Genomic DNA, 22,439 nt, shown 5'->3' with positions numbered 1-22,439 from the left:
TGCGACTTCCCAGGGAAATGTTACAGGTGTATGCAGTTCTTGTAAATCATTGGCGGAACATCGAGGAATGTTGCCCCTTTAATAAGGAAGAGATACGCTCAGGAAATAACATTGCTTTGATTTATGAGCGTTTTTGTAGTACATTAGCAAATGTATTCGAAGGAGGATTCTAATGTACTCAGGTAGACAAGACGATACTTTATACATCATGACCTACACCTTAAACAGCGGTATCAAGGGTACGGTTCCACTGTCAAATAAGCAGATTATTGAGTGGCTGGATTGCTACAGAAATGAGAAGCGCTTCGTGACCGAAATCGGCAAGGAGTTTTTTGGATTGAATGCAGGGTTGGTAGCAGATTTCAAAGTTCAGAATCATTTATCGGATTATCAGCAGACGATTATGCCTACACAGCAGCAGGATAACATGGAACGTTTGTCCAGCGCATATAAATCAACTGAGTTATTAATGAAGATTGATTGCAAATGTGGCACGGCATATGTTACGGAATCTCCATATAAGCGCACCAAATGGTATTGCACCAAGTGCAAAGAAATTGTATTTTTGGATGCCAAAAAAGGAATGGTAGAAACGTCGCGTGGCGACGCTTACTACATGACCAACAAATATTTTGTTTCCCGGGACTAGCGGGAGATGAGGAATGGGAAGCATCGCTGTGAGGCGGTGCTTTTTTGTGTACACAGAAAGGGCTAATGACGAAGATAAGGAGAGGTATATTAAGGGTATGCTGGTAAAATGGAGATATAATAAAAAAAGCCCTCAGGGGCTTTTTTTGAAATCTCAGGAAACCTGTAGCAGCAGATACCGCCGATCAGAACCTATAGATTGATCATTGAAAAACTGAATCAGCTCAGCATTCAACTTTGTGAGGAGGAATGAAGCAGCAGCGACAGCGCGGCTCATAAGCTTCTGAATCGCCAATCATGACGACTGGTCCAAGCGTTACAGGCTCTCCATTAACGATACGCTGGGTGAAAGCCGCATCCGGGCTTCCGCATACGGCACAGAATGCCGACAGTTTCTCAATGTCATCCGCCATGGCGAGCAAACCGCCTACATATCCAAATTCCTTGCCACGGTAATCCATATTCAATCCATCCACAATGACATGTTTGCCACAGTAGGCTAGCTCGGAGACCAGTTCCATGATGGCACTGCTGAAAAATTGTACTTCATCAAAGGCAACAACATCAGCATCTTTGGTTTGAGTCAGGATCATTTCTACGGATTCCGGGGTCAATTGCCGGGGAATGGAATGAGCAGGCAGACGATAGCCGATACGGCTAACAATCTCGTCTTGGGCAAACCGATCATCTTCGGCAGGTTTGTAAGCAACGACCTTTTTACGGCCAAATTGAATTAATTTCTGACAACGGCGAATGAGTTCACCGGATTTTTCACTAAACATAGGTCCTGTAATTACGGTAATTCGTCCTGTTTGCACAGTTCTGCTACTCCTCTCACATACGGGATTCAACAAAAAAAAGCGACCATTACAGAGTACCACAAAATCTTTAGTAAGAGCCAGAACTAATCTGAGCAGCTTTGTGTTACTATATGGATTGTTAAGCTGTTGGTTACGGCAGTGTAGTGCATAAGCCAGGAGCGATTGAAAAGAGGTGTTAACGATGAGTGAAGCATTATCCGAATTACAAGAACGATATGAACGTTTGAAAGGACAGTCAGTCCTGGACGAAGCTGCGCAGGCGTTGTTTGCAGACTTGTTCGCTGAAGCGGAGCGGCTGCAAGCCAGTAATCTGACGTTACGCAGAACGATTCTGAAGTCCTCTTCCAAAGAGTCGCGTATGTCTACAAAGCTGCGGGATGCATTATACGAATAACCCGGGGACTACTCCGGGTTCTCTTCTGTCTGCAATTTGCGGGGAAATAGAATACCTGCTGTAATTCTGGCAATCATGGCGAAGGTGAGGCCGATACCTGCAAACATATAGATGACTGTAAAAGCCTTGCCGAATCCGGTTGATGGTACAAAATCCGGATGTCCCACCGTGGTTAGCGTTACTGCGCAGAAGTAGAGGGCATCAATCCAGTGCAGCCCTTCAACGCGGGTATAAAATAACGTGCCCGAGAGAAGTGTCGCCGCAGTTAATACAAACAGAGCCAGGAACTTCTGGTCCTTGAAGGCATGAAAAATGCCTTTAAGCAATCTTTTTAGCGTAATGATAAATGAGACCATGTTGATCCATCCTGTCTATGGAAGAGTGGGCATTGTGCATATTCAAGATGCTAACTCTGAATTTATGCAAAATACGTGTTTGAATAAATAAGCATTATACCTGATCGAGTACCGTATATAAAGGCAGATGTAAAGTTCGGAAGTTGAAATGTTGCGTAGCCAGAAAAAATGACAAAAAGCCCGGACTCAGGAAGTCGTACCGGGCGTCTCTGCTTTGTCGGCTGAGGGTGCGCTTTTTGAACGAAAACGGGGGCCTACATAATTACGCTTGCGGTCACGGAACAGAATCCAGCCTCCCAGAAAACTCATGCCTGCGGCGAACAGGACAAGTCCTCCACCAAAGGAGAGCCATTGAAAACCTGGTGAGATCTGCTCGTTCCCATGCTCGGCATAATACAGGAAAAGGGCGTCCTTCATCATCAGAAAACCCTTCATTGCCATTAACCCGGGAATGACCAGAACAATAATCGCCACAAATCGTGCAAAGATCAGTCTAGTATTCATCACCATTAAACTCCTTCTGCCTGAGGTTGAACAGGTTGGCGTAAAATAAAGGTTGCGCTTACAGGTCATACCTGATTCCATCATAGCTTGGTTTCCAGAAGCTGTCCATGCGTTTCAGGCTCAAATTTTGAGTTGACTGCTCAAGGGGAGTACAATGGAATATAGATAACGTCTATGAAAAAGAGAATCATTTGAATTATCATCTTACAAATATATTGAAATTGTAATGAAATTATATGGATAGAGGAGAACATTAAAGATGCCAATTACATGTGATGTTGCCATTCTTGGAGGAGGAACGGGAGGGTACGTAGCTGCCATCCGTGCCGCACAATTAGGAAAACAGGTTGTTATTATCGAGAAGGATAAGCTCGGGGGCACCTGTCTGCATCGTGGCTGTATTCCGAGCAAGGCGTTGCTGCGAAGTGCGGAAGTGTACGCAGAGATCCAAGAGAGCGAAATGTATGGAATTGAAACAGCTGGAGCGACACTTGTATTTCCGAAGGTTCAGGCGCGCAAGGATGCAATTGTGGAGCAGCTTCATCAAGGTGTGCAGTATTTAATGAAAAAAAATAAAATTCAGGTCGTACATGCCAAAGGGCGCGTGATCGGACCTTCCATTTTCTCTCCTCAGAGCGGTGCAGTGGCTGTCGAGTTTGAAGATGGCGAGATGGATACGGTTGTGCCAACCAATCTCATTATTGCTACCGGGTCTCGCCCGCGGGTATTGCCGGGTCTTGAGCCAGACGGCCGATACATAATGAGCAGTGATGAAGCTTTGCGAATGGACGAATTACCGGCATCCCTGATCATTGTTGGTGGTGGCGTGATTGGCCTCGAATGGGCCTCCATGCTGAATGATTTTGGCGTCGAAATTACAGTTGTTGAAGCCGCTGCTCATGTATTGCCAGCAGAGGATGAAGATGTAGCCAAGGAAATGCAGAGATTGCTTGGGAAACGCGGTGTTCGCTTCCTAACAGGCGCTAGCGTTCTGACAGAGACATATAACATACAGAAAGACGGTATTCAGATTGATGTCAAGCTGGGGGATGAGAAGCAAGAGACCCTGAAAGCGGAGAAGATGCTGGTGTCGGTTGGGCGTCAGGCCAATGTCGAAAATATCGGACTCGAAAATACGGATATCAAACTCGAACGCGGATTTATTGCTGTGAATCAACATCTGCAAACGGGTGAGGGACATATTTATGCAATCGGCGATGTCATCGGCGGATTACAACTGGCGCATGCAGCGAGCCATGAAGGCATTTTGGCAGTGAATCATCTGGCGGGTGAAACGGTACATGCCGTCGAATCACATCGAATCCCGCGCTGTGTCTATACTCGTCCGGAAGCAGCGAGTATCGGATTCACGGAGCGCGAGGCCAAAGAGCGTGGTTATGAAGTGAAGACAGGCAAGTTTCCGTTCCAGGCGATTGGAAAATCTTTGGTTCATGGAAGTCGGGATGGGTTCGTGAAGGTAATCGCGGATGCCAAGACGAATGATATATTGGGTGTACATATGATCGGTACCCATGTGACGGAACTGATCGCAGAGGCCTCTTTGGCTCAGATGCTGGATGCCACACCGTGGGAAGTGGGACAGACGATCCATCCTCATCCAACTTTGTCGGAAATCGTGGGTGAAGCCATGTTGGCAGTAGACGGAAAATCGATTGGAATGTAAGCCGGACAGGCTTATGAGAAAGGTCCTTTCCTTTTTTGGGCAAATGGGATTATAATAAGGTTAAGCCAAGTCTTAGTACCAGGTTATAAGATCGGGTAGTAAGACGGGCATAGGCTTTGATTAAAAGGAGGTACCTCATATGAGTTCAAAAGGTACTGCAGACGCGGTCCATCGGCATGAACAGCTGGGACTTAGCGATGGTGAAGTATTGGATATGTATAAATACATGCTACTCGCACGCAAGTTTGACGAGCGCTGCTTGCTCTTACAGCGGGCCGGCAAAATTAACTTTCACGTATCCGGTGTAGGACAGGAAGCGGCGCAAGTAGGCGCTGCTTTTGGTCTGGACCGGGATCACGATTATTATTTACCGTATTATCGCGATTATGGCTTTGTACTGGCGGTTGGCATGACTCCACGTGAGCTGATGCTGTCTGCTTTTGCGAAGGCGGAAGATCCGAATAGTGGCGGTCGGCAAATGCCGGGTCACTTCGGTCACAAAAAGCTGCGGATTGTAACGGGCTCCAGCCCGGTTACCACACAGGTTCCGCACGCTGTAGGGTTTGCACTGGCTGCCAAAATGAAGAAGCAAGAATTCGTTTCTTTTGTAACTTTTGGCGAAGGGTCGAGCAATCAGGGCGATTTCCACGAAGGTGCCAATTTCGCAGGTGTTCATAAACTTCCTGTGATCATTATGTGTGAGAACAATCAGTATGCCATCTCGGTGCCAATCCACAAGCAGCTGAGTGGTAAAATATCGGATCGTGCACTTGGGTACGGGTTCCCCGGACTTCGTGTGGACGGAAACGATGCGCTGGAAGTATACGGTGCAGTCAAAGAAGCTCGCCGCCGCGCAATCGCTGGTGAAGGACCTACGCTTATTGAAGCAATGATGTATCGTTTGTCTCCACACTCTACTTCCGACAATGATCTGGCATACCGGACCAAGGAAGAGGTTGAAGAGAACTGGAAGAAGGACGGGGTCCTTCGTATGAAGAATTATCTAATCGATTGCGGCATCTGGGATGAAGCCCGGGATGCGGATTTGGCTTCCCAGCTTGCGTTGGAAATGAAAGAAGCGACTGAATACGCAGACAACGCGCCATATCCGAAACCTGAGGACACTCTGACGCACGTTTATGCGGACAGCGAAGAAGGGGGACGGTAATCATGGCGGTTATGGAATATATTGATGCAATCCGTCTCGCGATGAAAGAAGAGATGGAGCGGGATGAAAATGTTTTTATCCTTGGTGAAGATGTTGGACTCAAAGGCGGCGTGTTTACTACAACCAAAGGATTACAGGATCAGTTCGGCGAAATGCGTGTTATGGACACACCTTTGTCCGAATCAGCCATTGCAGGTGTAGCCATTGGCGCTGCGATGTACGGTATGAAACCTATTGCCGAGATGCAATATTCGGATTTCATGCTGCCTGCAACGAATCAGATTATTAGTGAAGCGGCCAAAATTCGCTATCGCTCCAACAATGACTGGAGTTGCCCGATTGTTATTCGTGCGCCGATTGGCGGCGGTATTTTTGGTGGGCTGTATCACTCCCAATGTCCTGAATCGATCTTTTTTGGCACACCAGGTCTGAAAATTATTGCTCCATACTCGGCATACGATGCAAAGGGACTGCTCAAAGCAGCGATTCGCGACCCGGACCCGGTTCTCTTTTTTGAAAATAAAAAATGCTACAAGCTGATCAAGGAAGATGTGCCGGAAGATGATTACATCGTTCCAATCGGTAAAGCCAACGTGCTTCGTGAAGGAGCAGATATTACGGTTATCGGTTATAGCCAGCCACTTCATTTTGTCATGCAGGCTGCCGAGGAGCTGGAGCGTGAGGAAGGCATTACTGCCCACGTACTGGATCTGCGCACATTGCAGCCACTTGATCGCGAAGCCATCATTGCATCTGCTCGTCTGACAGGCAAAGTGCTGATCGTGCATGAAGATAATAAAACCGGTGGTGTAGGAGCGGAAGTTGCGGCTATCATCAGTGAAGAATGTCTGTTCGAACTGGATGCGCCAATTCAGCGTCTCTGCGGACCGGATGTACCGGCAATGCCGATTAGCCCAACATTGGAGAAATTCTATATGCTGAGCAAGGAGAAAGCCAAGGAAGCGATGCGTACACTCGCCGAGTATTAATTCGTGTAGTGAGATAGTTTAAAAGCAAAGTTTGGAGTGATATAACCAATGAGTATGAAATGGATCGAGGTCATTATGCCGCAGCTGGCGGAATCGCTGGTCTCGGCTACCATTGCCAAATGGTTGAAAAAACCGGGTGACCGGGTTGAACAATACGAACCGATCTGTGAAGTGATTACGGATAAAGTCAACGCAGAGATTCCATCAACCGTTGATGGAATTATGGGTGACCTGTTGGTCGAAGAAGGTACGACCATTGCAGTTGGTGAAGCCATCTGCCGCATGCAGGTAGCTGCTTCTGATGCGGAAGCACCAGAGCAAGTCACACAAGCTTCGCAGCAACAGAATGGTGATCATGTTCACGCAGAACAACGTGCGAATTACGCACCTGCTGCGGGTGCAGCGAGTACAACAAGCCATGATCCCAATCAGCCGATGCGTAACCGCTATTCTCCTGCGGTTCAATCCCTTGCAGCTGAACATGGTCTGAACTTGCAGAGCATTCAGGGCACTGGAGCAGGTGGACGGATTACTCGTAAGGATGTACTGGCAGTCATTGCACAGGGTGGAAACGCGGGCGCAGCGTCTGCACAGTCTTCTCCTGTAGCAGCACAGCAGGTCTCTTCGGGAGTGCCTTCTGGTTCTCCTTTCAGCGGATTGAATCGGGGAAATGCAGACTTGGGCGCATCTGCCGGAGAAACCGTTCCAGCAGCTGACGCAGGCGTTCCTGTGAGACATTCCGGCATACATCTGACCGAAAGTCCGAAAATTCCAAAAATCGAAGTAGAGGGCGGCGGACAGGGAAGATCCGAATACTTTATCGACGTCACTCCTGTTCGTAATGCCATTGCTCGTAATATGCGCCAAAGTGTATCGGAAATCCCGCACGCGTGGACGATGATCGAAGTGGACGTGACGAATCTGGTGATGCTGCGCAACAAACTCAAGGATGAGTTCAAGCGCAAGGAAGGCATCAACCTGACGTACTTGTCCTTCATGATGAAGGGGGTCGTTAATGCGATTAAAGACTACCCGATCATGAACTCGGTATGGGCTGTTGACAAAATTATTGTCAAACGGGATATCAACCTGTCGATGGCAGTGGGTACAGAAGACTCTGTACTGACACCTGTAATTAAACATGCAGATCAGCGCAACATCGCTGGCCTGGCTCGTGAAATTGATGAGCTGGCACGCAAAACTCGTGAAGGCACTTTGAAGCTGGACCATATGCAGGGCGGAACGTTCACGGTTAACAATACCGGATCATTTGGGTCCATTCTGTCACAACCTATCATTAACTACCCGCAGGCAGCGATTCTTACCTTTGAGTCGATCGTCAAGAAACCTGTGGTCATCAATGACATGATTGCTGTCCGTTCCATGGCGAACCTTTGTCTCTCCCTGGATCATCGTATTCTGGATGGAGTCATTAGCGGACGGTTCCTGCAACGTGTAAAAGAGAATCTTGAAGGATACACCATGGAATCGAACGTGTATTAAGAGAGAGCAAGTGCATCATTTCAATGAGTTACAAATGATGCCAAGCGCTGAATAGATGGATAATGGGAAAGTGTATGTGCCAATGGCCGTGCACTTTTCCCGTTTTCTTCAATGAATGCTCATCATGCAATTAACATTGAAACAGAAGGGTGTGGGGGAATCATGAGCAAGCCGCTGGATGTGGTGTACATACCGATGCTTGATTATGAAGAGGCTTGGAACCGCCAGAAAGCGATTGTGCAGCAACTGGATGAGGGAGAAGGCGCGGAACAGATGCTGCTGCTCCAGCATCCGCCGACGTATACGATCGGTTCACAGAACCACCCGGAGCACCTGCTTCTCAGTGAAGATGAGCTGCGGGAGCAAGGCATCTCCTTGTTTCAAATTGACCGTGGCGGTGATATTACGTATCATGGCCCTGGCCAGTTGGTAGGTTACCCGTTACTTGTCCTTGGGCGGGATGAAGCCTTGGATTTACATGGCTATTTGCGTTGTCTGGAGCAAATGATTATTGATTACCTGGCTGATCAGGGTATCGAAGCGGGACGCAAAGAGGCGTACACAGGAGTGTGGATCGGAGATTTGAAAATTGCCGCCATCGGCGTAAAGTTCAATCGATGTAAACATCGGCGCGGCTTCGTGACGAGTCACGGATTTGCTTTTAATATTACCTCGGGGATTCAGCACGCAGGCTTTCAGGGGATTGTACCTTGCGGGATTGAGCAGTATGGTGTGACCTCATTGGAGGATATTACAGGCAAGACCTATACTATAGAGCAGGTTGCGCAGGATATCGTTCCATACTTTAACCGTATTTTCCCGTATGAGATTACCTGGATTACAGAAAAAGAAGCCCTTCCCCGTCTGTAAATCAGACAGTACAAAGGCTTCAGGTTTCTATCCGAACAATAAAGGTTCGAGCGCAATGAAAAGGGTGGACCCAATCATGGCGAGCAGCATGAGATAGATAATGATGCGGAACCATTTCTTTTTTTGCATGATGAGAGAACTCCTTTCAACAATTGAATAAACAGACCATAGTAATTGTATTGTACCGTATCGACGAAAGGTAGGAAAGTCCTATGATAAAACAGCAGCGTGTTATTGATCATTTTATGGAACTGGTGCAGATTGATAGTGAAACAACCCATGAACAAAATATATCAAAAGTGTTAAAAGAACAGTTTACTCAACTGGGCCTCAGTGTATATGAGGACGACACCATGGAGAAAACTGGACATGGCGCTGGTAATCTCGTGGTTACCTGGGAAGCCGAGAATACTGAAGAAGCAGCACCAATCTTTTTCACATGTCATATGGATACCGTAACGCCTGGACAAGGAATTAAACCTGAGCTGGGTGAAGACGGCTGGATTCGCAGTGATGGCACGACGATTCTGGGTGCAGATGACAAGGCGGGGATTGCCGCTTTGTTTGAAGCGATTCGAGCTATTCAAGAGAACAACATACCTCATGGGAAAATTCAGTTTGTGATTACTGTTGGGGAAGAGTCGGGTCTGGTTGGTGCACGTGCCATGAATCCGAACGATATTGAAGCCGAGTTCGGTTACGCTCTGGATTCCAACGGAGCTGTGGGTACAATCTGTGTGGCAGCTCCGGCGAGAGCCGAAATTCAAATGAACATCTATGGGAAATCCGCACATGCGGGCGTAAATCCGGAAGACGGCATCAGTGCCATTCAGGTGGCGGCCAAAGCAATTGCGGCGATGAAGCTGGGACGAATTGATGATGAGACTACGGCGAACATCGGCAAATTCCAGGGCGGATCAGCACTGAACGTTGTTTGCGATTTTGTGCAGATTGAGGCTGAGGCACGCAGTATTGTGCAGGAGAAGGTAGAGCTTCAAGTGGCCCAGATGCGTGAAGCACTGGAAACGACATGCCGTAAATATGGTGCAACCGCTGAATTCCGCAGTGAGATTCTCTATCCTGCATTTGGCTTCCATGATGAACACGAGGTTGTTCAGCTTGCACAGCGTGCGATTCGGAGCCTGGGGCTAGAGACCAGCACGTTTGCATCCGGTGGTGGCAGTGATGCCAACATCTTCAATGGCTTCAACATTCCTACGGTCAATCTGGCTGTAGGCTATGAGGACATCCATACGACGAAAGAACGCATCCGCGCCGAGGATATTGTGAAATTATCTGAAGTGGTTGTGGCTATTATTCAGGAAACGGCTGCAAGTCAAAAGTAATCCAAAGAGACTGAGGGGCGAACCTCCCCCGTGCATCAATTGAAAAGTCCGAATCCGGTACAAACCGAGTTCGGACTTTTTGGCAAAATCATGGTATATTTCATGGGTATTGCAGACCAAGAACAGTATCATTTACGTCCAGCGAGCATATCAACTAACTTGGCATCTGGACCCCACTCACGCACCCATTGCTTGAGTATGAGCTGGACTTGTCTGGCTTGTCCGACCACGTGTACGGATTGCGGTGTTAAATAACTATTCATTGGTTGTCCCCCTGATTCGCTATATTTGTTTGAAATCGCTATAAGCTCACCATATGCCAAAAAACAGAGGTTTATACGTATAAGAGAACCAAAATTCGAAGAAGTGGAGTTGAAGAACAGATGAACCCAACCAATCCTAAACATCCTGCCAATCCAAAACTGGACGAAGAGACGATATCGACAAAGCCCATCTTCGAGGGCAAAGTCATTTCCCTTCAGGTCGACACGGTCAAGCTGCCTAACGGTCAGACCGCTACCCGTGAGATCATCCGTCACCCTGGAGCGGTAGCTGTCCTCGCGCTGAATGGCGATCGTATGCTGGTCGTTGATCAGTATCGTCAGGCTATGGGACGTACCGAAGTCGAGATTCCGGCAGGCAAGCTGGACCCGGGAGAAGAACCTGAAGTGGCAGCAGCGCGTGAATTGCGCGAAGAGACTGGTTATGTAGCCAAATCACTGCGGCATTTGCGTTCGTTTTACACTTCGCCAGGATTCGCGGATGAGATCATTCATCTGTACATCGCCGAGGAGCTCGAAGCAGGAGACATGGCTTTGGACGAAGATGAATTTCTTGAAGTGTCCGAGATTACAATTGAAGAGGCTTATCAGTTGATGGATCAGAATCGGATCAGTGATGCCAAAACGATGATGGCAGTGTATGCATGGGATCTTTACAGAACGACAGGACGGTTTTAATGATGAATGAGCAGCAGACAGCGTCTGCAGGGTGGGGGCCTTGTTATGCTGACCTCCATATTCACATTGGGCGAACTTCGCGCGGTGAAGCTGTTAAAATCAGTGGCAGCCGTGATCTGACATTTGAGAACATTGCTAGAGAAGCCTCGGATCGCAAAGGAATCCACCTACTCGGCGTCATTGATTGCCACTCCCCGGTTGTGCAGATGGACATTGAACAGCTGCTTGAGAACGGCACGATGTCCGAGCTTGAGGGAGGAGGCATTGCGTATCAGGACACAACCATCCTGCTGGGTACGGAATTAGAACTGCGTGAGCCAGGAATGCGGGAGTTCCATATGCTGGCCTACTTCCGTGATCTGAAAACCATGAAGTCCTTCACGGACTGGATAAAACGTTATATGAAAAATGTGAACCTGAGCTCACAGCGGGTATATGTACCTGCGCTTGAGATGCAGGGCGAGATAAAGGCGCGTGGCGGGCTTATTGTGCCAGCGCATGCGTTTACCCCGCATAAAGGCATATATGGCAGCACAGCTCCTCGTATGGCTGATGTGCTGGATACGAGCCTGATCGATGCGGTTGAGCTTGGGCTAAGCTCCGATTCATCCATGGCCAGTTATATTCGGGAACTGGATCAAGTTCCTTTTCTAACGAACTCGGATGCTCATTCTCTGGGCAAGATTGGCCGGGAGTACAACCAGTTACAACTCGAGAAGCCTTCCTTTGACGAATTCAACTTGGCACTTAAACGACAAGCAGGCAGAAGCATTATGGCCAATTATGGTTTGAATCCAAGACTTGGCAAATACCACCGAACCTATTGTGCATCCTGTGGAAGCATTATGGACGAGCATGCGATGTCGGCAGAACGTTGTCCATACTGTGGCAGTGTGAAGCTTGTGCAGGGTGTACTCGATCGCATATTGGCAATCGCGGATCGGGAGAGTCCTCAGGTTCCCGCAAACCGACCTGCTTATCACTATCAGGTACCGCTCGAATTCATCCCGGGTTTGGGGAAAGCCAAACTGCGCCAGCTGCTGGATCGCTTTGGTACGGAAATGAACGTATTACATCGTACAAGCGAGGATGAACTTGCAGAGGTCGTTGGACCGGTTCTGGCAGGTCTTATCGTTGCTGCGCGGAATGGTCAACTTGAATTGTCATCTGGTGGTGGGGGCACTTACGGAAAGGTGTCCAGTAAGGAAAGATCAGAGTAGAGAGGTTTGCGATAGGCCCCGTAAAGTGAGTTCGCATCATTTGGTCGAAAACGACATTTTGACATGTAGAAGGAAGTGGAATCCGGACAAGAAGTCATACGTGTGCATTCCGGTTCATAAGAATGACTATAAGGATTTCACTCGACATCCTTGCAGCATGATAACCGGAAAGGGGACCCGTACCTGTATGCGTTCTGCCTACTTCACATTCAAAGGCCAAACCTCTTTATATGTATTCGTGGCTGTCTTGTTTCTGGTCGGTGTCATTTTTGGCGCCCTGATGGTTAATGCCCTATCTCTTGAACAGCGCCAGGATCTGGAGGGGTACCTCGGTAACTTCTTCATGACGGTACAGCACAGCGGACAGGTGACTGAGACCGGAACCTATTGGGACATTGCCATGCTTCACCTAAAGTGGGTTGGCCTGATTTTCATTCTGGGTTTATCGGTCATCGGCCTGCCGGGCATATTGGTTCTGGATTTTCTGAAAGGAGTGCTCATTGGTTTTACAGTGGGTTACCTTGTTGGACAGTATTCATGGAAAGGGCTGTTATTTGCCCTGGTTTCCGTTGCGCCTCATAATTTATTCGTGATTCCGGTACTGCTCATTTGCAGTGTGTCGGCCATGACCTTTTCCTTATACATTATTCGGAACCGTGTGCTGATGCAGCGGACGCCAGGCCGTCAGAAGCCTTTTGCTTCATATATGGTGTTAACTCTCGTTATGGCAGCGCTGCTGTTAGGGGTTGCGTCATTTGAAACATGGGTTACACCTGCGATGATGCGCTGGGTCACACCGATGCTGCTACCGGCTTAGCATTGCGCGTGATCGTGTAAAATGTTGACTTTAATTATGCACTCCCCCTATAATGAAAGAAGTGGGTTAAGTTGCAGTGTGCAGTGATTTCCTAGGGGGAGGGAGAAAATGGAAGCACGGATCGATAAAATTAAGCAGCAACTACAGTCCCAAGGATATAAATTAACGCCCCAGCGGGAAGCCACCGTAAGAGTACTTCTTGAGAATGAAGAAGATCATTTGAGCGCAGAAGACGTATTCATGCTCGTGAAAGAAAAGGCTCCCGAAATCGGTCTGGCAACCGTGTACCGTACCCTCGAACTGCTGAGTGAGCTGCATGTTGTAGAGAAAATCAACTTCGGCGACGGTGTAGCGCGTTATGATCTACGCGGAGATACATCCAAGCATCACCATCATCACTTAATCTGTGTTCAATGCGGAAGTATGGATGAAATACGTGAAGACTGGCTTGGACCGCTTGAAGAGCGACTGGAGCGGGAATTTAACTTTTCGGTAGTAGATCACCGACTGGATTTCCATGGAATTTGTTACCGTTGCAAAGCTAAAAATGACCAGAAGCCCAAAGATGAAGAATAACATAGCATATCTTCAAGCTCTCACCGGCGGTTTTGACGGGAGAGCTTTTTTGGTCCAGCGTGTGATGTGAGGTTTACCCTGAATGTCATATTCCTGCGTTCGTTAACATACCCTGATTCTAGACGAGTCGGATATGAACCAGAAAGGGGTACAACCCATGATTATATCGCTGCGGAGAGGACTCCGTTTTATTCGATTTATCGTATTTTTTGCTGCATTAGTTTATCTGTTCTATCATGTCCTGGATTTGTTCAACGGATGGATCTCACCTGTGGACCAATATCAGATGCCAACAGGAAATGCGGTTAAAGTATTTCAGGAAACGGTATGGCCAAGTAACGGGGAAGGACGTCCTACGATGGCAGAGCGTCTCCGTTTATTCTATTGGTACGGAGAGTAGCTGGACAGCCAGGGATGCAAATACGGAAGCAGGTTGCCCGTGTGGCAGTCCTGTCAGATGAGGAGCGTTGTACATGAAGCAGACGATACACGCCTATGCCTTATACTTGGAAGAGGATAAAGGGATGTCGAGCAGCACTCTGGAATCGTATCTTCGGGACGTGGACAAGTTCATCGAATTTGCGGATAAAGAATACGGTATCCGGGAAGCGGAGCAGGTGCGCCGGACGCATGTTATCCTGTTTATAGGCCAGCTGAAACAGGCAGGACGTGCGAATGCAACCATTGCCCGCAGCGTCGTATCCCTGCGCTCCTATTTTCATTTTTTGATGCGGCGTGGTGACATATTACAGGACCCTACGTTTGATGTGGAGGCTCCAAAAGCAGACAAGACACCGCCGCAGGTGTTAACCATCCAAGAGATCGAGTTACTGCTCGCGTCCCCTGATACTCGTTCACCGCAAGGGGTGCGTGACCGGGCCATGCTGGAATTATTGTATGCGACAGGCATTCGTGTATCCGAACTGATTGCACTGGATGTGCGGGACGTACAGCCAGGCATGCGCTTTATTCGCTGTGGAGGTGCTGGTAAAGAACGAATTTTGCCAATCGGTGCACCAGCAGCAGAGTGGGCAAGTGTTTATGTGAATGAGTACCGCAATCGGCTAATCAAAAATGAGACGGACGAGCAGGCTCTCTTTGTCAACGTGTCTGGTAGACGATTAACCCGGCAGGGCTTCTGGAAGCTGCTCAAAAAAGCAGCGATGGATGCGGGAATCTCGGGTGAAATCACACCACATACGCTGCGTCATTCCTTTGCGGCTCACCTGATTGCCAGTGGGGCAGATACGCGTGCGGTGCAGGACATGCTCGGTCATGTGGAGCAACCTGGGCAACAATATGGGCATCATGGCCGCAAAACGATGAAAGAGATTTATGAATCTCATCATCCGCGGGCAAAATAGTTTGTACTTGGTTACAAATCTGAAAAAAAGCAGAACAATAGTCCGAATTAGGATAAAATAAATTGAACACATTTAAACGCCGTTATACATAAGCAAATGCATCATTTCAGCGTGTAGTTAGCGCGTAGTTTGGATTGATTCCATTTGCGGATACAGACGGATCGTTTCAACTCAAGGGGGAACATCTTATGACAGCATTAAACCAACAGATGATTTTGGAAGCGGCATCTTATATCCAAAGCAAAAGTACGATTAAACCGGAAGTCGGTTTGATTTTAGGTTCAGGACTTGGCATTTTGGCAGAATTGATTGAAGATGGCGTCAGCATCGCTTATCAGGATATTCCGCATTTTCCGGTGTCCACAGTAGAGGGACATGAAGGTGAATTGCTGGTGGGAACCATCAAAGGCCGTCCGGTCGTGATGATGAAGGGTCGTTTCCACATGTACGAAGGATATGGTCCTGAACTTACTGCCTTCCCGGTGCGAGTTATGAAAGAATTGGGTGTAACTTCCTTGCTCGTAACGAACGCTGCAGGTGGAGTGAATACCTCATATGAAGCTGGTGACCTGATGCTGATCTCGGATCATCTGAATCTCACAGGCAAGAATCCGTTAATCGGACCGAATGACTCCGCACTGGGAGTTCGCTTCCCGGATCTGTCCGAAGCATACAGCCGTCGTCTGCGTGCGCTGGCGAAGGATACAGCCGCGTCACAAGGTTTTGATGTACGTGAAGGTGTATACGCAGGTATGCTCGGTCCAAACTACGAGACACCGGCTGAGATCGTGATGCTGCGTACGCTGGGTGCGGATGCTGTCGGCATGTCTACCGTTTCTGAGGTTATCGTAGCACGCCACGCCGGCCTGGAAGTACTCGGTATCTCTTGTATCAGCAACATGGCTGCCGGCATTCTGGACCAGCCGTTGTCCCATGATGAGGTAATGGAGACGACAGAGCGTGTTCGTGAATCGTTCCTGGCCCTTGTACTGGCTGTTATTCCACAAATGTAATTGTAACTGATCAATAAGAAGAGGCGATTTACCTAATGTGATTCATTGGGTGGGTTGCTTCTTTTTTTTCCTAAACGTGCTGCTCAACTGCTCAGTGAGTGCCAGCTCGTATGTTTGTGTTTCACACGGATTACATAAAAAGTTCGGGAAATCATTCTTTACATGGAATAATTTACTTCAATCGGGCCGACAATGATTAGCAGTACATGCATGGAACATGCAGTAAGCAAGTCATTTGAGGAGGTAACCCTAGTGAAGAAACGAATAATGGCATCGTTCATGACCCTTTGTATCCTGCTGCCCTTGATGGCATCAACCGCGCTGGCTGAAGAGACTCCCAAAGCAGCGGGTGGAACCGATTTGGCCCCGTCGGCACGCTCCGCCATTTTGATGGATGCAGATACGGGCACTGTCATTTTTGAAAAAAACAGTCATGATCAGCTGCCTCCGGCGAGCATTACGAAAATTATGACCATGCTGCTCACCATTGAAGCGGTCGACTCTGGCAAGCTGAAGCTGACGGATAAAGTGAGAACGAGTGAATATGCCGCATCGATGGGCGGATCACAGATTTTTCTGGAACCCGGGGAAGAGATGACGGTCGACGATATGCTAAAAGGTATTGCTATGGCTTCCGGTAATGATGCCTCTGTAGCGATGGCTGAGAAACTTGCCGGTTCGGAGGAAGCCTTTGTGCAACTGATGAATGATCGCGCGAAGGAACTCGGCATGAAGGATACGCATTTTGCCAATTGTAACGGCCTGCCGGTAGAAAACCATTATTCTTCCGCCCATGACATTGCGGTCATGAGCCGTGAACTGCTGAAGCATCCGGGGATTACGAAATATACCGGTGCATACCAGGACTACCTTCGTAAAGATAGCGAGAAGCCATTCTGGCTGGTGAATACGAACAAGCTGGTTCGTTTCTACTCCGGTGCGGACGGGTTGAAAACAGGATATACTTCCGAAGCTAAGTTTTGTCTCTCGGCTACCGCGATGAAGGATGGGTTGCGCACAATTGCGGTAGTACTTGGAGAACCGAATACCAAAACACGGAACAGCGAAGTGTCCTCGATGTTTGATTATGCTTTTGGGCAATACACGATGAAAGCTCTGTACAAGTCAGGGGACCTGCTGGGCAGTCTGAAAATTGAAAAAGGTGAAGTTGCCGAATTGCCGCTGAATGCAACGCAAAATTATAGTGTGCTGATGCGCAAAGGTGCGAAATCGGATGAGATCCGTCATGAATTGCTGATGGCCAAAGAAGTGAAAGCTCCGGTCAAAGCAGGTCAGAGTGTCGGTAAGCTAGTCGTCTACCAGGGCAATGAAGTCATCAAGGAATTTGATATAAAGGCTCCGCAGGATGTGGACAAGGCTGGCTGGTGGAAGCTGTTCAAACGCACAACCTCCAATCTGTTTGATTAAACGGCGATTTATGCAGGTTACGTACATCCTTTGAACATATTTTGTAGTTAAATAGGGGTTTTCTTCTAGTTTTGTCGGGGGGCAGGAAAAGCCTTCGGGAACGTAGAAATCCTTGTTCAAGACAGGGAGGAGAGTGAGCAAACGTGAACTTGCATGTGGAAATGGAACATCACCGCGGGATTCTGATTGTACGATTATCCGGGGAGCTGGATCACCATACAGCTGACATGGTACGGATGCAGATGGATGAAGCCATCCAGCGCAGACAATGCGAGCATCTGGTACTCAGCCTGAAAGATCTGCAATTCATGGACAGTTCGGGTTTGGGTGTCATTTTGGGAAGATACAAGCTCATTAAGAATAAAGGCGGCAAGATGGTTGTCTGTGATGTCAATCCGCCAGTGTATCGTTTGCTGGAAATGTCGGGTTTGTTCAAGATTATGCCGATTTACGAAAATGAGGGAACTGCTCTCTCGGGTCTGGAGGTCGTCTCATGAATGAAGGAACGGGGACAAATTTCATGAATCTGCAATTCGCGGCCAAGTCGGAGAACGAATCGTTCGCACGGGTGACGGTTGCTGCCTTCATCTCCCAGCTTGATCCTACGATGGACGAGCTTAGCGATCTGAAGACGGTCATTTCGGAAGCCGTAACGAACAGCATCATCCACGGTTACAACAACAATCCGGAAGGTGTCGTGTCCATTCAAGCGGAGATTCGCGATGACATGATCACCATCATTGTGGAAGACCGCGGTGAAGGCATCGAAGATCTTGAATTGGCGAAACAGCCGCTGTATACGTCCAAACCCGAACTTGAGCGCTCGGGCATGGGCTTCACCATTATGGAAAACTTCATGGATGAATTCGAAGTCAGCAGTGAGCCCGGCAGAGGCACCTCCATCAAGATGAAGAAAAGGATTGAATCCAAGAAAGCATTGTATAATTAGGGGTTGGTGGTCTTATGGATGCTGAAGTGAAACAGTCTTCACAGACCTATTTGGACGATGCCGAGGTCAAACGGCTGATTGCGCTCAGTCAGTCGGGTGACCATGTCGCACGGGATACGCTGGTGAACTGCAACATCAGACTCGTCTGGTCCGTCGTACAACGTTTTATGAACAGGGGATATGAGCCGGAAGATCTGTTCCAGATTGGTTGTATCGGGCTGCTCAAATCGGTGGATAAATTCGATCTCAGTTATGATGTAAAATTCTCCACCTATGCTGTCCCGATGATTATCGGAGAAATTCAGCGCTTCCTGCGGGACGACGGCACCCTTAAGGTCAGTCGTTCACTGAAGGAGATGGCGAATAAAGTCCGCAAGAAAAGGGATGAGTTGTCCAAAAACCTGGACCGTCTGCCCACGATCAAGGAAGTGGCTGAAGAACTGGGGGTAACCCCGGAGGAAGTTGTTTTTGCCCAAGAAGCGAACAAACCGCCGACCTCCATACATGAGACGGTGTTTGAGAATGACGGCGATCCGATTACACTAATGGACCAGATTGCCGACGAGTCTCAGGAACGGTGGTTTGACAAACTTGCGCTAAACGAAGCGATTGGCGGTCTCAGCGAACGGGAGCGGCTGATTGTATATCTCCGGTATTACCGGGATCAGACTCAGTCCGAAGTCGCCAGCAGACTGGGGATATCCCAGGTGCAGGTGTCACGGCTGGAGAAAAAAATACTTCAATCCATCCGCGACCAGATCGCACAGTGATTTTGGATTGCAGACAACAATATTGGCGTTAAACTACCAATATACGACAACTAACAACCTTCTATCGCGCATTAATATGCGAGGAAGGTTATTTGTCGTTAGCCTGAATGGGCTTGGGACGATTCGACTGCAACAATACTATCAATCCAATGATACATACGGTTCCCAGCCATTGAAATAATCCAAATGGTTCATGTAACCAGATAACAGTGGTGCCAACGGCAGCAAGTGGCTCCGCACTTCCCATTAGACTTGTTTCTTTGGCTGACAAACTTTTTAAACTTTCGATATAGAACCAGAATGCAATCATCGTCCCGAAAATAATGGTGAAGGCCAAATATCCGTAGGTTTCCAAACGCAAGCTGGCAAAGTCCAAGTTCCACGGTGGGTGGATGAGACTCAGTGCAGCACCTCCGATAATCATTGCCCAGCCGACTACCACGAGTGAATCAAACTTTTCAATCAGTTTCACGGCGTAGAGGGTATAGAAGGCAGCGGTGACTCCGGATAACAACCCCCACGAAACTGCGGGTAAAGGCACAGACAATTGGGAGAGAGAACCATTGGTCAGCAGGAGAAAACACCCGCTCAGAGCCAGAATCGCTGATATAACATCCTTTCTAGTCAGAGCAGCCTGTTTTCGCCAGATCATATAGACCATGATCATGACTGGTGATAGATATTGAAGGAGTGTCGCCACCGCGGAGTTGCCATGTTGAATAGACGCCATGTACGTATATTGAACAGCGAGCATCCCGAGTAATCCGAAAATGATTAGCTGCAAGGCTGTTTTTTTCTGCTTCCACATATCGAAAATTTGCGAGCGCCTTGTGGTGAAGGACTGAACCGTCAGCAGCAGTATACCAGCAATCAGCAGTCGTACCGTTACAAACCAGTTGACTTCAATTCCGTATTGTTGAAACAGCTTTTGTGAAACCGTTCCACCAATTCCCCAGCATATCGCTCCTGTAAGAACAAAGAACAGGCCAGATTTTCTAGATCTTTGAATAGATATTTCCATGGGTAGCGTCCTCACCTTAAATATAAGAATAGTGCTATATTAAAATGAAATAGACTATAATAATATCAATATCGCACAGATAAATATCATTATATTGAGATGAGAAAAATGCTTAAAACAGAATTTAGGATTGATCAAAACGGGAGGGAGTTGACGGAGCATCGTACGGTTACATTGCCCGTTGCGTGTTATGAAACCACAATTGTACGCAATGTTCACGGGCATATTCCTTTGCACTGGCATGATGAATTGCAGTTTGTTTTGGTTGTCCAGGGAGAAGCTCTTTTTCATGTGAATGATCAAAAGGTCATTGTGTCGCAAGGCGACGGGCTGTTTATCAACAGTGGTTGTATGCACATGGCAGAGGAACAGGGTAAGAATGATCATTGTATTTATCTTTGCCTTAATGTTTCTCCTCATTTTGTTGTGCCTTCCGAGCTATATTTGAAGTATGTTCATCCTTATATCTCAGCAACCAATTTACCTTATCTTCATATCAAAAGGGAACTTTCCTGGGGAGCTCAAATCCTTAACGGTATTCGACATGTTAAAAAGGACCTGAATGAGCAGGCTCCATTTTACGAAATGAATGTGGCTTCAAGCCTTTTGACGATATGGAAACATCTGATTACAAGCGGATACGCGCTGGAATATGATCCATCCGAAATCATTAGAAGCAAGCGAATGAAGGACATGGTTGAATGGATTCACCTGCACTTCGCTGAACCCATCCAATTGGAGGACATTGCAAGGGCAGGTCAGTTAAGCCGCTCGGAAACCTGCCGTTATTTTAAGCAAATGCTGAAGATAACCCCTGTGCAGTATGTAATCGATTATCGCATCCAAAAGAGCGTGGAGCTGCTACAACTCCAGGAACGCAGTATTACCGAGATTGCTTATGAAGTTGGGTTTAATAGCACGAGCTATTTTATTAATCAGTTTCGCAAAACCATGCAAATCACCCCGTTAAAGTTTAGAAGAGAAATGGTCAATCCATAAGATGTTCTCCTCTCAATAAGTCGCTAAATTAGCGGCTTTTTTTGTTTTTTTGAATTAATCATAAAAGAAATGTAAAAGAGAAAAAGCTGTAATTAATCCAGCTAATAAAATCTTCTACTACCGTCTTCCCTGCATCATTATTGCAGGCCTTTGGAAAAAAAGGGACCCGTGCAGCGGAGGGATGGAATCGGACAAAAGGAGCGAAGCGTGAGGGTTTGTCCCAAGGATACACATAAGCAACTAAGGCGGTAGATTAGACCTGAAGAAGCGAAGTATACTCGAGCGTGTCCAGAGTAAGCAATTGAGCTGTATCCTTAATGTGCGAGAGTGTGTCCTTCATGAACGAGCAAACGCTGACGAATCTGAGGCGTCTTATTCAAGGATTTGGAGCGCTCGCAGAAATCTAAGAAACCTGAGACACGTTATATCAGGATAAACAGTCGCTTGCAGCTCTTTTTCAGGAGATTTTGGGAAATAACGTGTCTGATGTTCTTTACAATTTAAAAAGAGGGCTCAAAGGCCGAATAAGACGTCCTGTGTTCCTTAGAAAATCGTCTGACAATTCGTCAAAATCAGCCAGCCTCAACATTAAGACCTTTGGGACCCTGACATCCATTATGGTATAGGTTGTCTGAATTTGAAGACATACACTAGTAGAAATCAAACCAAAGAATTTGGAGACAACAGCGATCGGAAGGTTGGTCTGCCATCGGAGTTTCTGGATGCTTTTTTCCTCATACCTCACCCCTGAAAGTTTATTGCAGGCCTTTGGAAAAAAAGGGGACGCGTGCAGCGGAGGGATGGAATCGGTCAAAAGGAGCGAAGCGTGAGGGCTCGTCTAAGGATACACATAAGCAACGAAGGCGGCAGATTAGACCTGAAGAAGCGAAGCGTTCGCCTAAAAGCTTTCTGAAAGAAAGCTACTTCGAAAGCCTACACTGTCTCCGAATTTCTACACAAGTAGAAATCAATCAAGAAAATTTGGAGACAACAGCGATCGAAAGGTTGGTCTGCCGTCGGAGTGTCTGCGTGTATCCTCC

At 47.6% G+C, this 22,439-nt stretch carries 26 protein-coding genes; 20 read left to right on the top strand and 6 right to left on the bottom strand.

Annotated features, from left to right (window positions below; translation table 11 throughout):
• Positions 1–172 precede the first annotated feature (172 nt).
• Positions 173–649, top strand: a complete 477-nt coding sequence (locus tag BMY78_RS16515) for a hypothetical protein (RefSeq protein ID WP_024630975.1) — start codon at positions 173–175, stop codon at positions 647–649.
• A gap of 223 nt (positions 650–872) precedes the next feature.
• Here BMY78_RS16515 and BMY78_RS16505 read toward each other — a convergent pair whose 3' ends face one another.
• Complete coding sequence (locus tag BMY78_RS16505; RefSeq protein ID WP_024630974.1) at positions 873–1,466, bottom strand: thymidine kinase; 594 nt, start codon at positions 1,464–1,466, stop codon at positions 873–875.
• A 184-nt stretch (positions 1,467–1,650) separates the two neighbouring features.
• Between BMY78_RS16505 and BMY78_RS16500 the strand changes: the two genes are divergently transcribed.
• Positions 1,651–1,863, top strand: coding sequence for a hypothetical protein (locus tag BMY78_RS16500; RefSeq protein WP_064636776.1), 213 nt, complete (start codon positions 1,651–1,653; stop codon positions 1,861–1,863).
• Positions 1,864–1,871: 8 nt separating this feature from the next.
• Here BMY78_RS16500 and BMY78_RS16495 read toward each other — a convergent pair whose 3' ends face one another.
• Both BMY78_RS16495 and BMY78_RS16490 read right to left on the bottom strand, forming a co-directional pair.
• Complete coding sequence (locus BMY78_RS16495; RefSeq protein ID WP_024630972.1) at positions 1,872–2,219, bottom strand: potassium channel family protein; 348 nt, start codon at positions 2,217–2,219, stop codon at positions 1,872–1,874.
• Positions 2,220–2,405: 186 nt separating this feature from the next.
• Positions 2,406–2,729 (bottom strand): DUF2627 domain-containing protein, encoded by a 324-nt coding sequence (locus BMY78_RS16490; RefSeq protein ID WP_064636780.1) that lies wholly within the window; start codon positions 2,727–2,729, stop codon positions 2,406–2,408.
• Positions 2,730–2,982: 253 nt separating this feature from the next.
• On the opposite strand from BMY78_RS16490, the gene lpdA reads away from it, so the two are divergent.
• The 5 genes from lpdA to lipB all read left to right on the top strand — a co-directional run bounded on the left by lpdA (position 2,983) and on the right by lipB (position 8,937).
• Positions 2,983–4,407: a dihydrolipoyl dehydrogenase gene (gene lpdA, locus BMY78_RS16485; protein ID WP_090900739.1), complete on the top strand. Its 1,425-nt coding sequence runs from the start codon at positions 2,983–2,985 to the stop codon at positions 4,405–4,407.
• Positions 4,408–4,546: 139 nt separating this feature from the next.
• Complete coding sequence (locus tag BMY78_RS16480; RefSeq protein WP_063565722.1) at positions 4,547–5,575, top strand: thiamine pyrophosphate-dependent dehydrogenase E1 component subunit alpha; 1,029 nt, start codon at positions 4,547–4,549, stop codon at positions 5,573–5,575.
• Positions 5,576–5,577: 2 nt separating this feature from the next.
• Positions 5,578–6,564 carry an alpha-ketoacid dehydrogenase subunit beta gene (locus BMY78_RS16475; RefSeq protein ID WP_090900736.1) on the top strand — a complete coding sequence of 329 codons (987 nt, stop codon included), beginning with the start codon at positions 5,578–5,580 and terminating at the stop codon, positions 6,562–6,564.
• 48 nt (positions 6,565–6,612) lie between these two features.
• Positions 6,613–8,067, top strand: a complete 1,455-nt coding sequence (locus tag BMY78_RS16470) for a dihydrolipoamide acetyltransferase family protein (protein WP_090900733.1) — start codon at positions 6,613–6,615, stop codon at positions 8,065–8,067.
• Positions 8,068–8,229: 162 nt separating this feature from the next.
• Complete coding sequence (lipB, locus tag BMY78_RS16465; protein WP_090900730.1) at positions 8,230–8,937, top strand: lipoyl(octanoyl) transferase LipB; 708 nt, start codon at positions 8,230–8,232, stop codon at positions 8,935–8,937.
• Positions 8,938–8,964: 27 nt separating this feature from the next.
• Here the strand turns inward: lipB and prli42 are convergent, their stop codons facing one another.
• Positions 8,965–9,066, bottom strand: coding sequence for a stressosome-associated protein Prli42 (prli42, locus tag BMY78_RS16460; protein ID WP_090810668.1), 102 nt, complete (start codon positions 9,064–9,066; stop codon positions 8,965–8,967).
• A gap of 83 nt (positions 9,067–9,149) precedes the next feature.
• On the opposite strand from prli42, the gene BMY78_RS16455 reads away from it, so the two are divergent.
• Positions 9,150–10,283 carry a tripeptidase T gene (locus tag BMY78_RS16455; RefSeq protein WP_090900726.1) on the top strand — a complete coding sequence of 378 codons (1,134 nt, stop codon included), beginning with the start codon at positions 9,150–9,152 and terminating at the stop codon, positions 10,281–10,283.
• 128 nt (positions 10,284–10,411) lie between these two features.
• Here BMY78_RS16455 and BMY78_RS16450 read toward each other — a convergent pair whose 3' ends face one another.
• Positions 10,412–10,546: a Z-ring formation inhibitor MciZ gene (locus BMY78_RS16450; protein WP_090900723.1), complete on the bottom strand. Its 135-nt coding sequence runs from the start codon at positions 10,544–10,546 to the stop codon at positions 10,412–10,414.
• 120 nt (positions 10,547–10,666) lie between these two features.
• On the opposite strand from BMY78_RS16450, the gene BMY78_RS16445 reads away from it, so the two are divergent.
• The 11 genes from BMY78_RS16445 (at position 10,667) to sigF (ending at position 19,379) form a co-directional block, all read left to right on the top strand.
• Positions 10,667–11,242: an NUDIX domain-containing protein gene (locus BMY78_RS16445; protein ID WP_090900720.1), complete on the top strand. Its 576-nt coding sequence runs from the start codon at positions 10,667–10,669 to the stop codon at positions 11,240–11,242.
• The gene (locus BMY78_RS16440; protein ID WP_371129140.1) at positions 11,242–12,462 is read left to right on the top strand and encodes an endonuclease Q family protein; all 1,221 of its coding nucleotides are present in this window, start codon (positions 11,242–11,244) and stop codon (positions 12,460–12,462) included. The genes BMY78_RS16445 and BMY78_RS16440 overlap by 1 nt, the downstream gene beginning before the upstream one ends.
• 187 nt (positions 12,463–12,649) lie before the next feature.
• Complete coding sequence (gene spoIIM, locus BMY78_RS16435) at positions 12,650–13,279, top strand: stage II sporulation protein M (protein WP_079694097.1); 630 nt, start codon at positions 12,650–12,652, stop codon at positions 13,277–13,279.
• Positions 13,280–13,387: 108 nt separating this feature from the next.
• Positions 13,388–13,855: a ferric iron uptake transcriptional regulator gene (locus BMY78_RS16430; protein WP_024630961.1), complete on the top strand. Its 468-nt coding sequence runs from the start codon at positions 13,388–13,390 to the stop codon at positions 13,853–13,855.
• 157 nt (positions 13,856–14,012) lie between these two features.
• A complete protein-coding gene (locus BMY78_RS16425) occupies positions 14,013–14,255 on the top strand; it encodes a DUF4227 family protein (protein ID WP_024630960.1) in 243 nt (80 codons plus the stop codon).
• A 73-nt stretch (positions 14,256–14,328) separates the two neighbouring features.
• Positions 14,329–15,219: a tyrosine recombinase gene (locus BMY78_RS16420; RefSeq protein ID WP_090900716.1), complete on the top strand. Its 891-nt coding sequence runs from the start codon at positions 14,329–14,331 to the stop codon at positions 15,217–15,219.
• 188 nt (positions 15,220–15,407) lie between these two features.
• Complete coding sequence (locus tag BMY78_RS16415; protein ID WP_090900713.1) at positions 15,408–16,232, top strand: purine-nucleoside phosphorylase; 825 nt, start codon at positions 15,408–15,410, stop codon at positions 16,230–16,232.
• A gap of 306 nt (positions 16,233–16,538) precedes the next feature.
• On the top strand, positions 16,539–17,660 hold the full coding sequence (locus BMY78_RS16410) for a D-alanyl-D-alanine carboxypeptidase family protein (RefSeq protein ID WP_256222220.1): 1,122 nt from the start codon (positions 16,539–16,541) through the stop codon (positions 17,658–17,660).
• Between the two features lie 143 nt (positions 17,661–17,803).
• On the top strand, positions 17,804–18,157 hold the full coding sequence (gene spoIIAA / locus BMY78_RS16405; RefSeq protein WP_036663380.1) for an anti-sigma F factor antagonist: 354 nt from the start codon (positions 17,804–17,806) through the stop codon (positions 18,155–18,157).
• Positions 18,154–18,609 (top strand): anti-sigma F factor, encoded by a 456-nt coding sequence (spoIIAB, locus tag BMY78_RS16400; protein ID WP_062324397.1) that lies wholly within the window; start codon positions 18,154–18,156, stop codon positions 18,607–18,609. Before spoIIAA ends, spoIIAB begins: the two co-directional genes overlap by 4 nt.
• 14 nt (positions 18,610–18,623) lie before the next feature.
• Positions 18,624–19,379, top strand: a complete 756-nt coding sequence (gene sigF / locus BMY78_RS16395; RefSeq protein WP_076291907.1) for an RNA polymerase sporulation sigma factor SigF — start codon at positions 18,624–18,626, stop codon at positions 19,377–19,379.
• A gap of 88 nt (positions 19,380–19,467) precedes the next feature.
• On the opposite strand, the gene BMY78_RS16390 is transcribed toward sigF, so the two are convergent.
• Positions 19,468–20,400, bottom strand: a complete 933-nt coding sequence (locus tag BMY78_RS16390) for a DMT family transporter (protein ID WP_090900708.1) — start codon at positions 20,398–20,400, stop codon at positions 19,468–19,470.
• Positions 20,401–20,508: 108 nt separating this feature from the next.
• Between BMY78_RS16390 and BMY78_RS16385 the strand changes: the two genes are divergently transcribed.
• Positions 20,509–21,399, top strand: coding sequence for an AraC family transcriptional regulator (locus BMY78_RS16385; RefSeq protein WP_090900705.1), 891 nt, complete (start codon positions 20,509–20,511; stop codon positions 21,397–21,399).
• The last annotated feature ends 1,040 nt before the right edge of the window (positions 21,400–22,439 follow it).

Origin of the sequence: Paenibacillus sp. OK076, assembly GCF_900110055.1 — a bacterium.
In the GTDB taxonomy this organism is placed as follows: domain Bacteria; phylum Bacillota; class Bacilli; order Paenibacillales; family Paenibacillaceae; genus Paenibacillus.
This window is presented reverse-complemented; position numbering and strand designations above follow the sequence as displayed.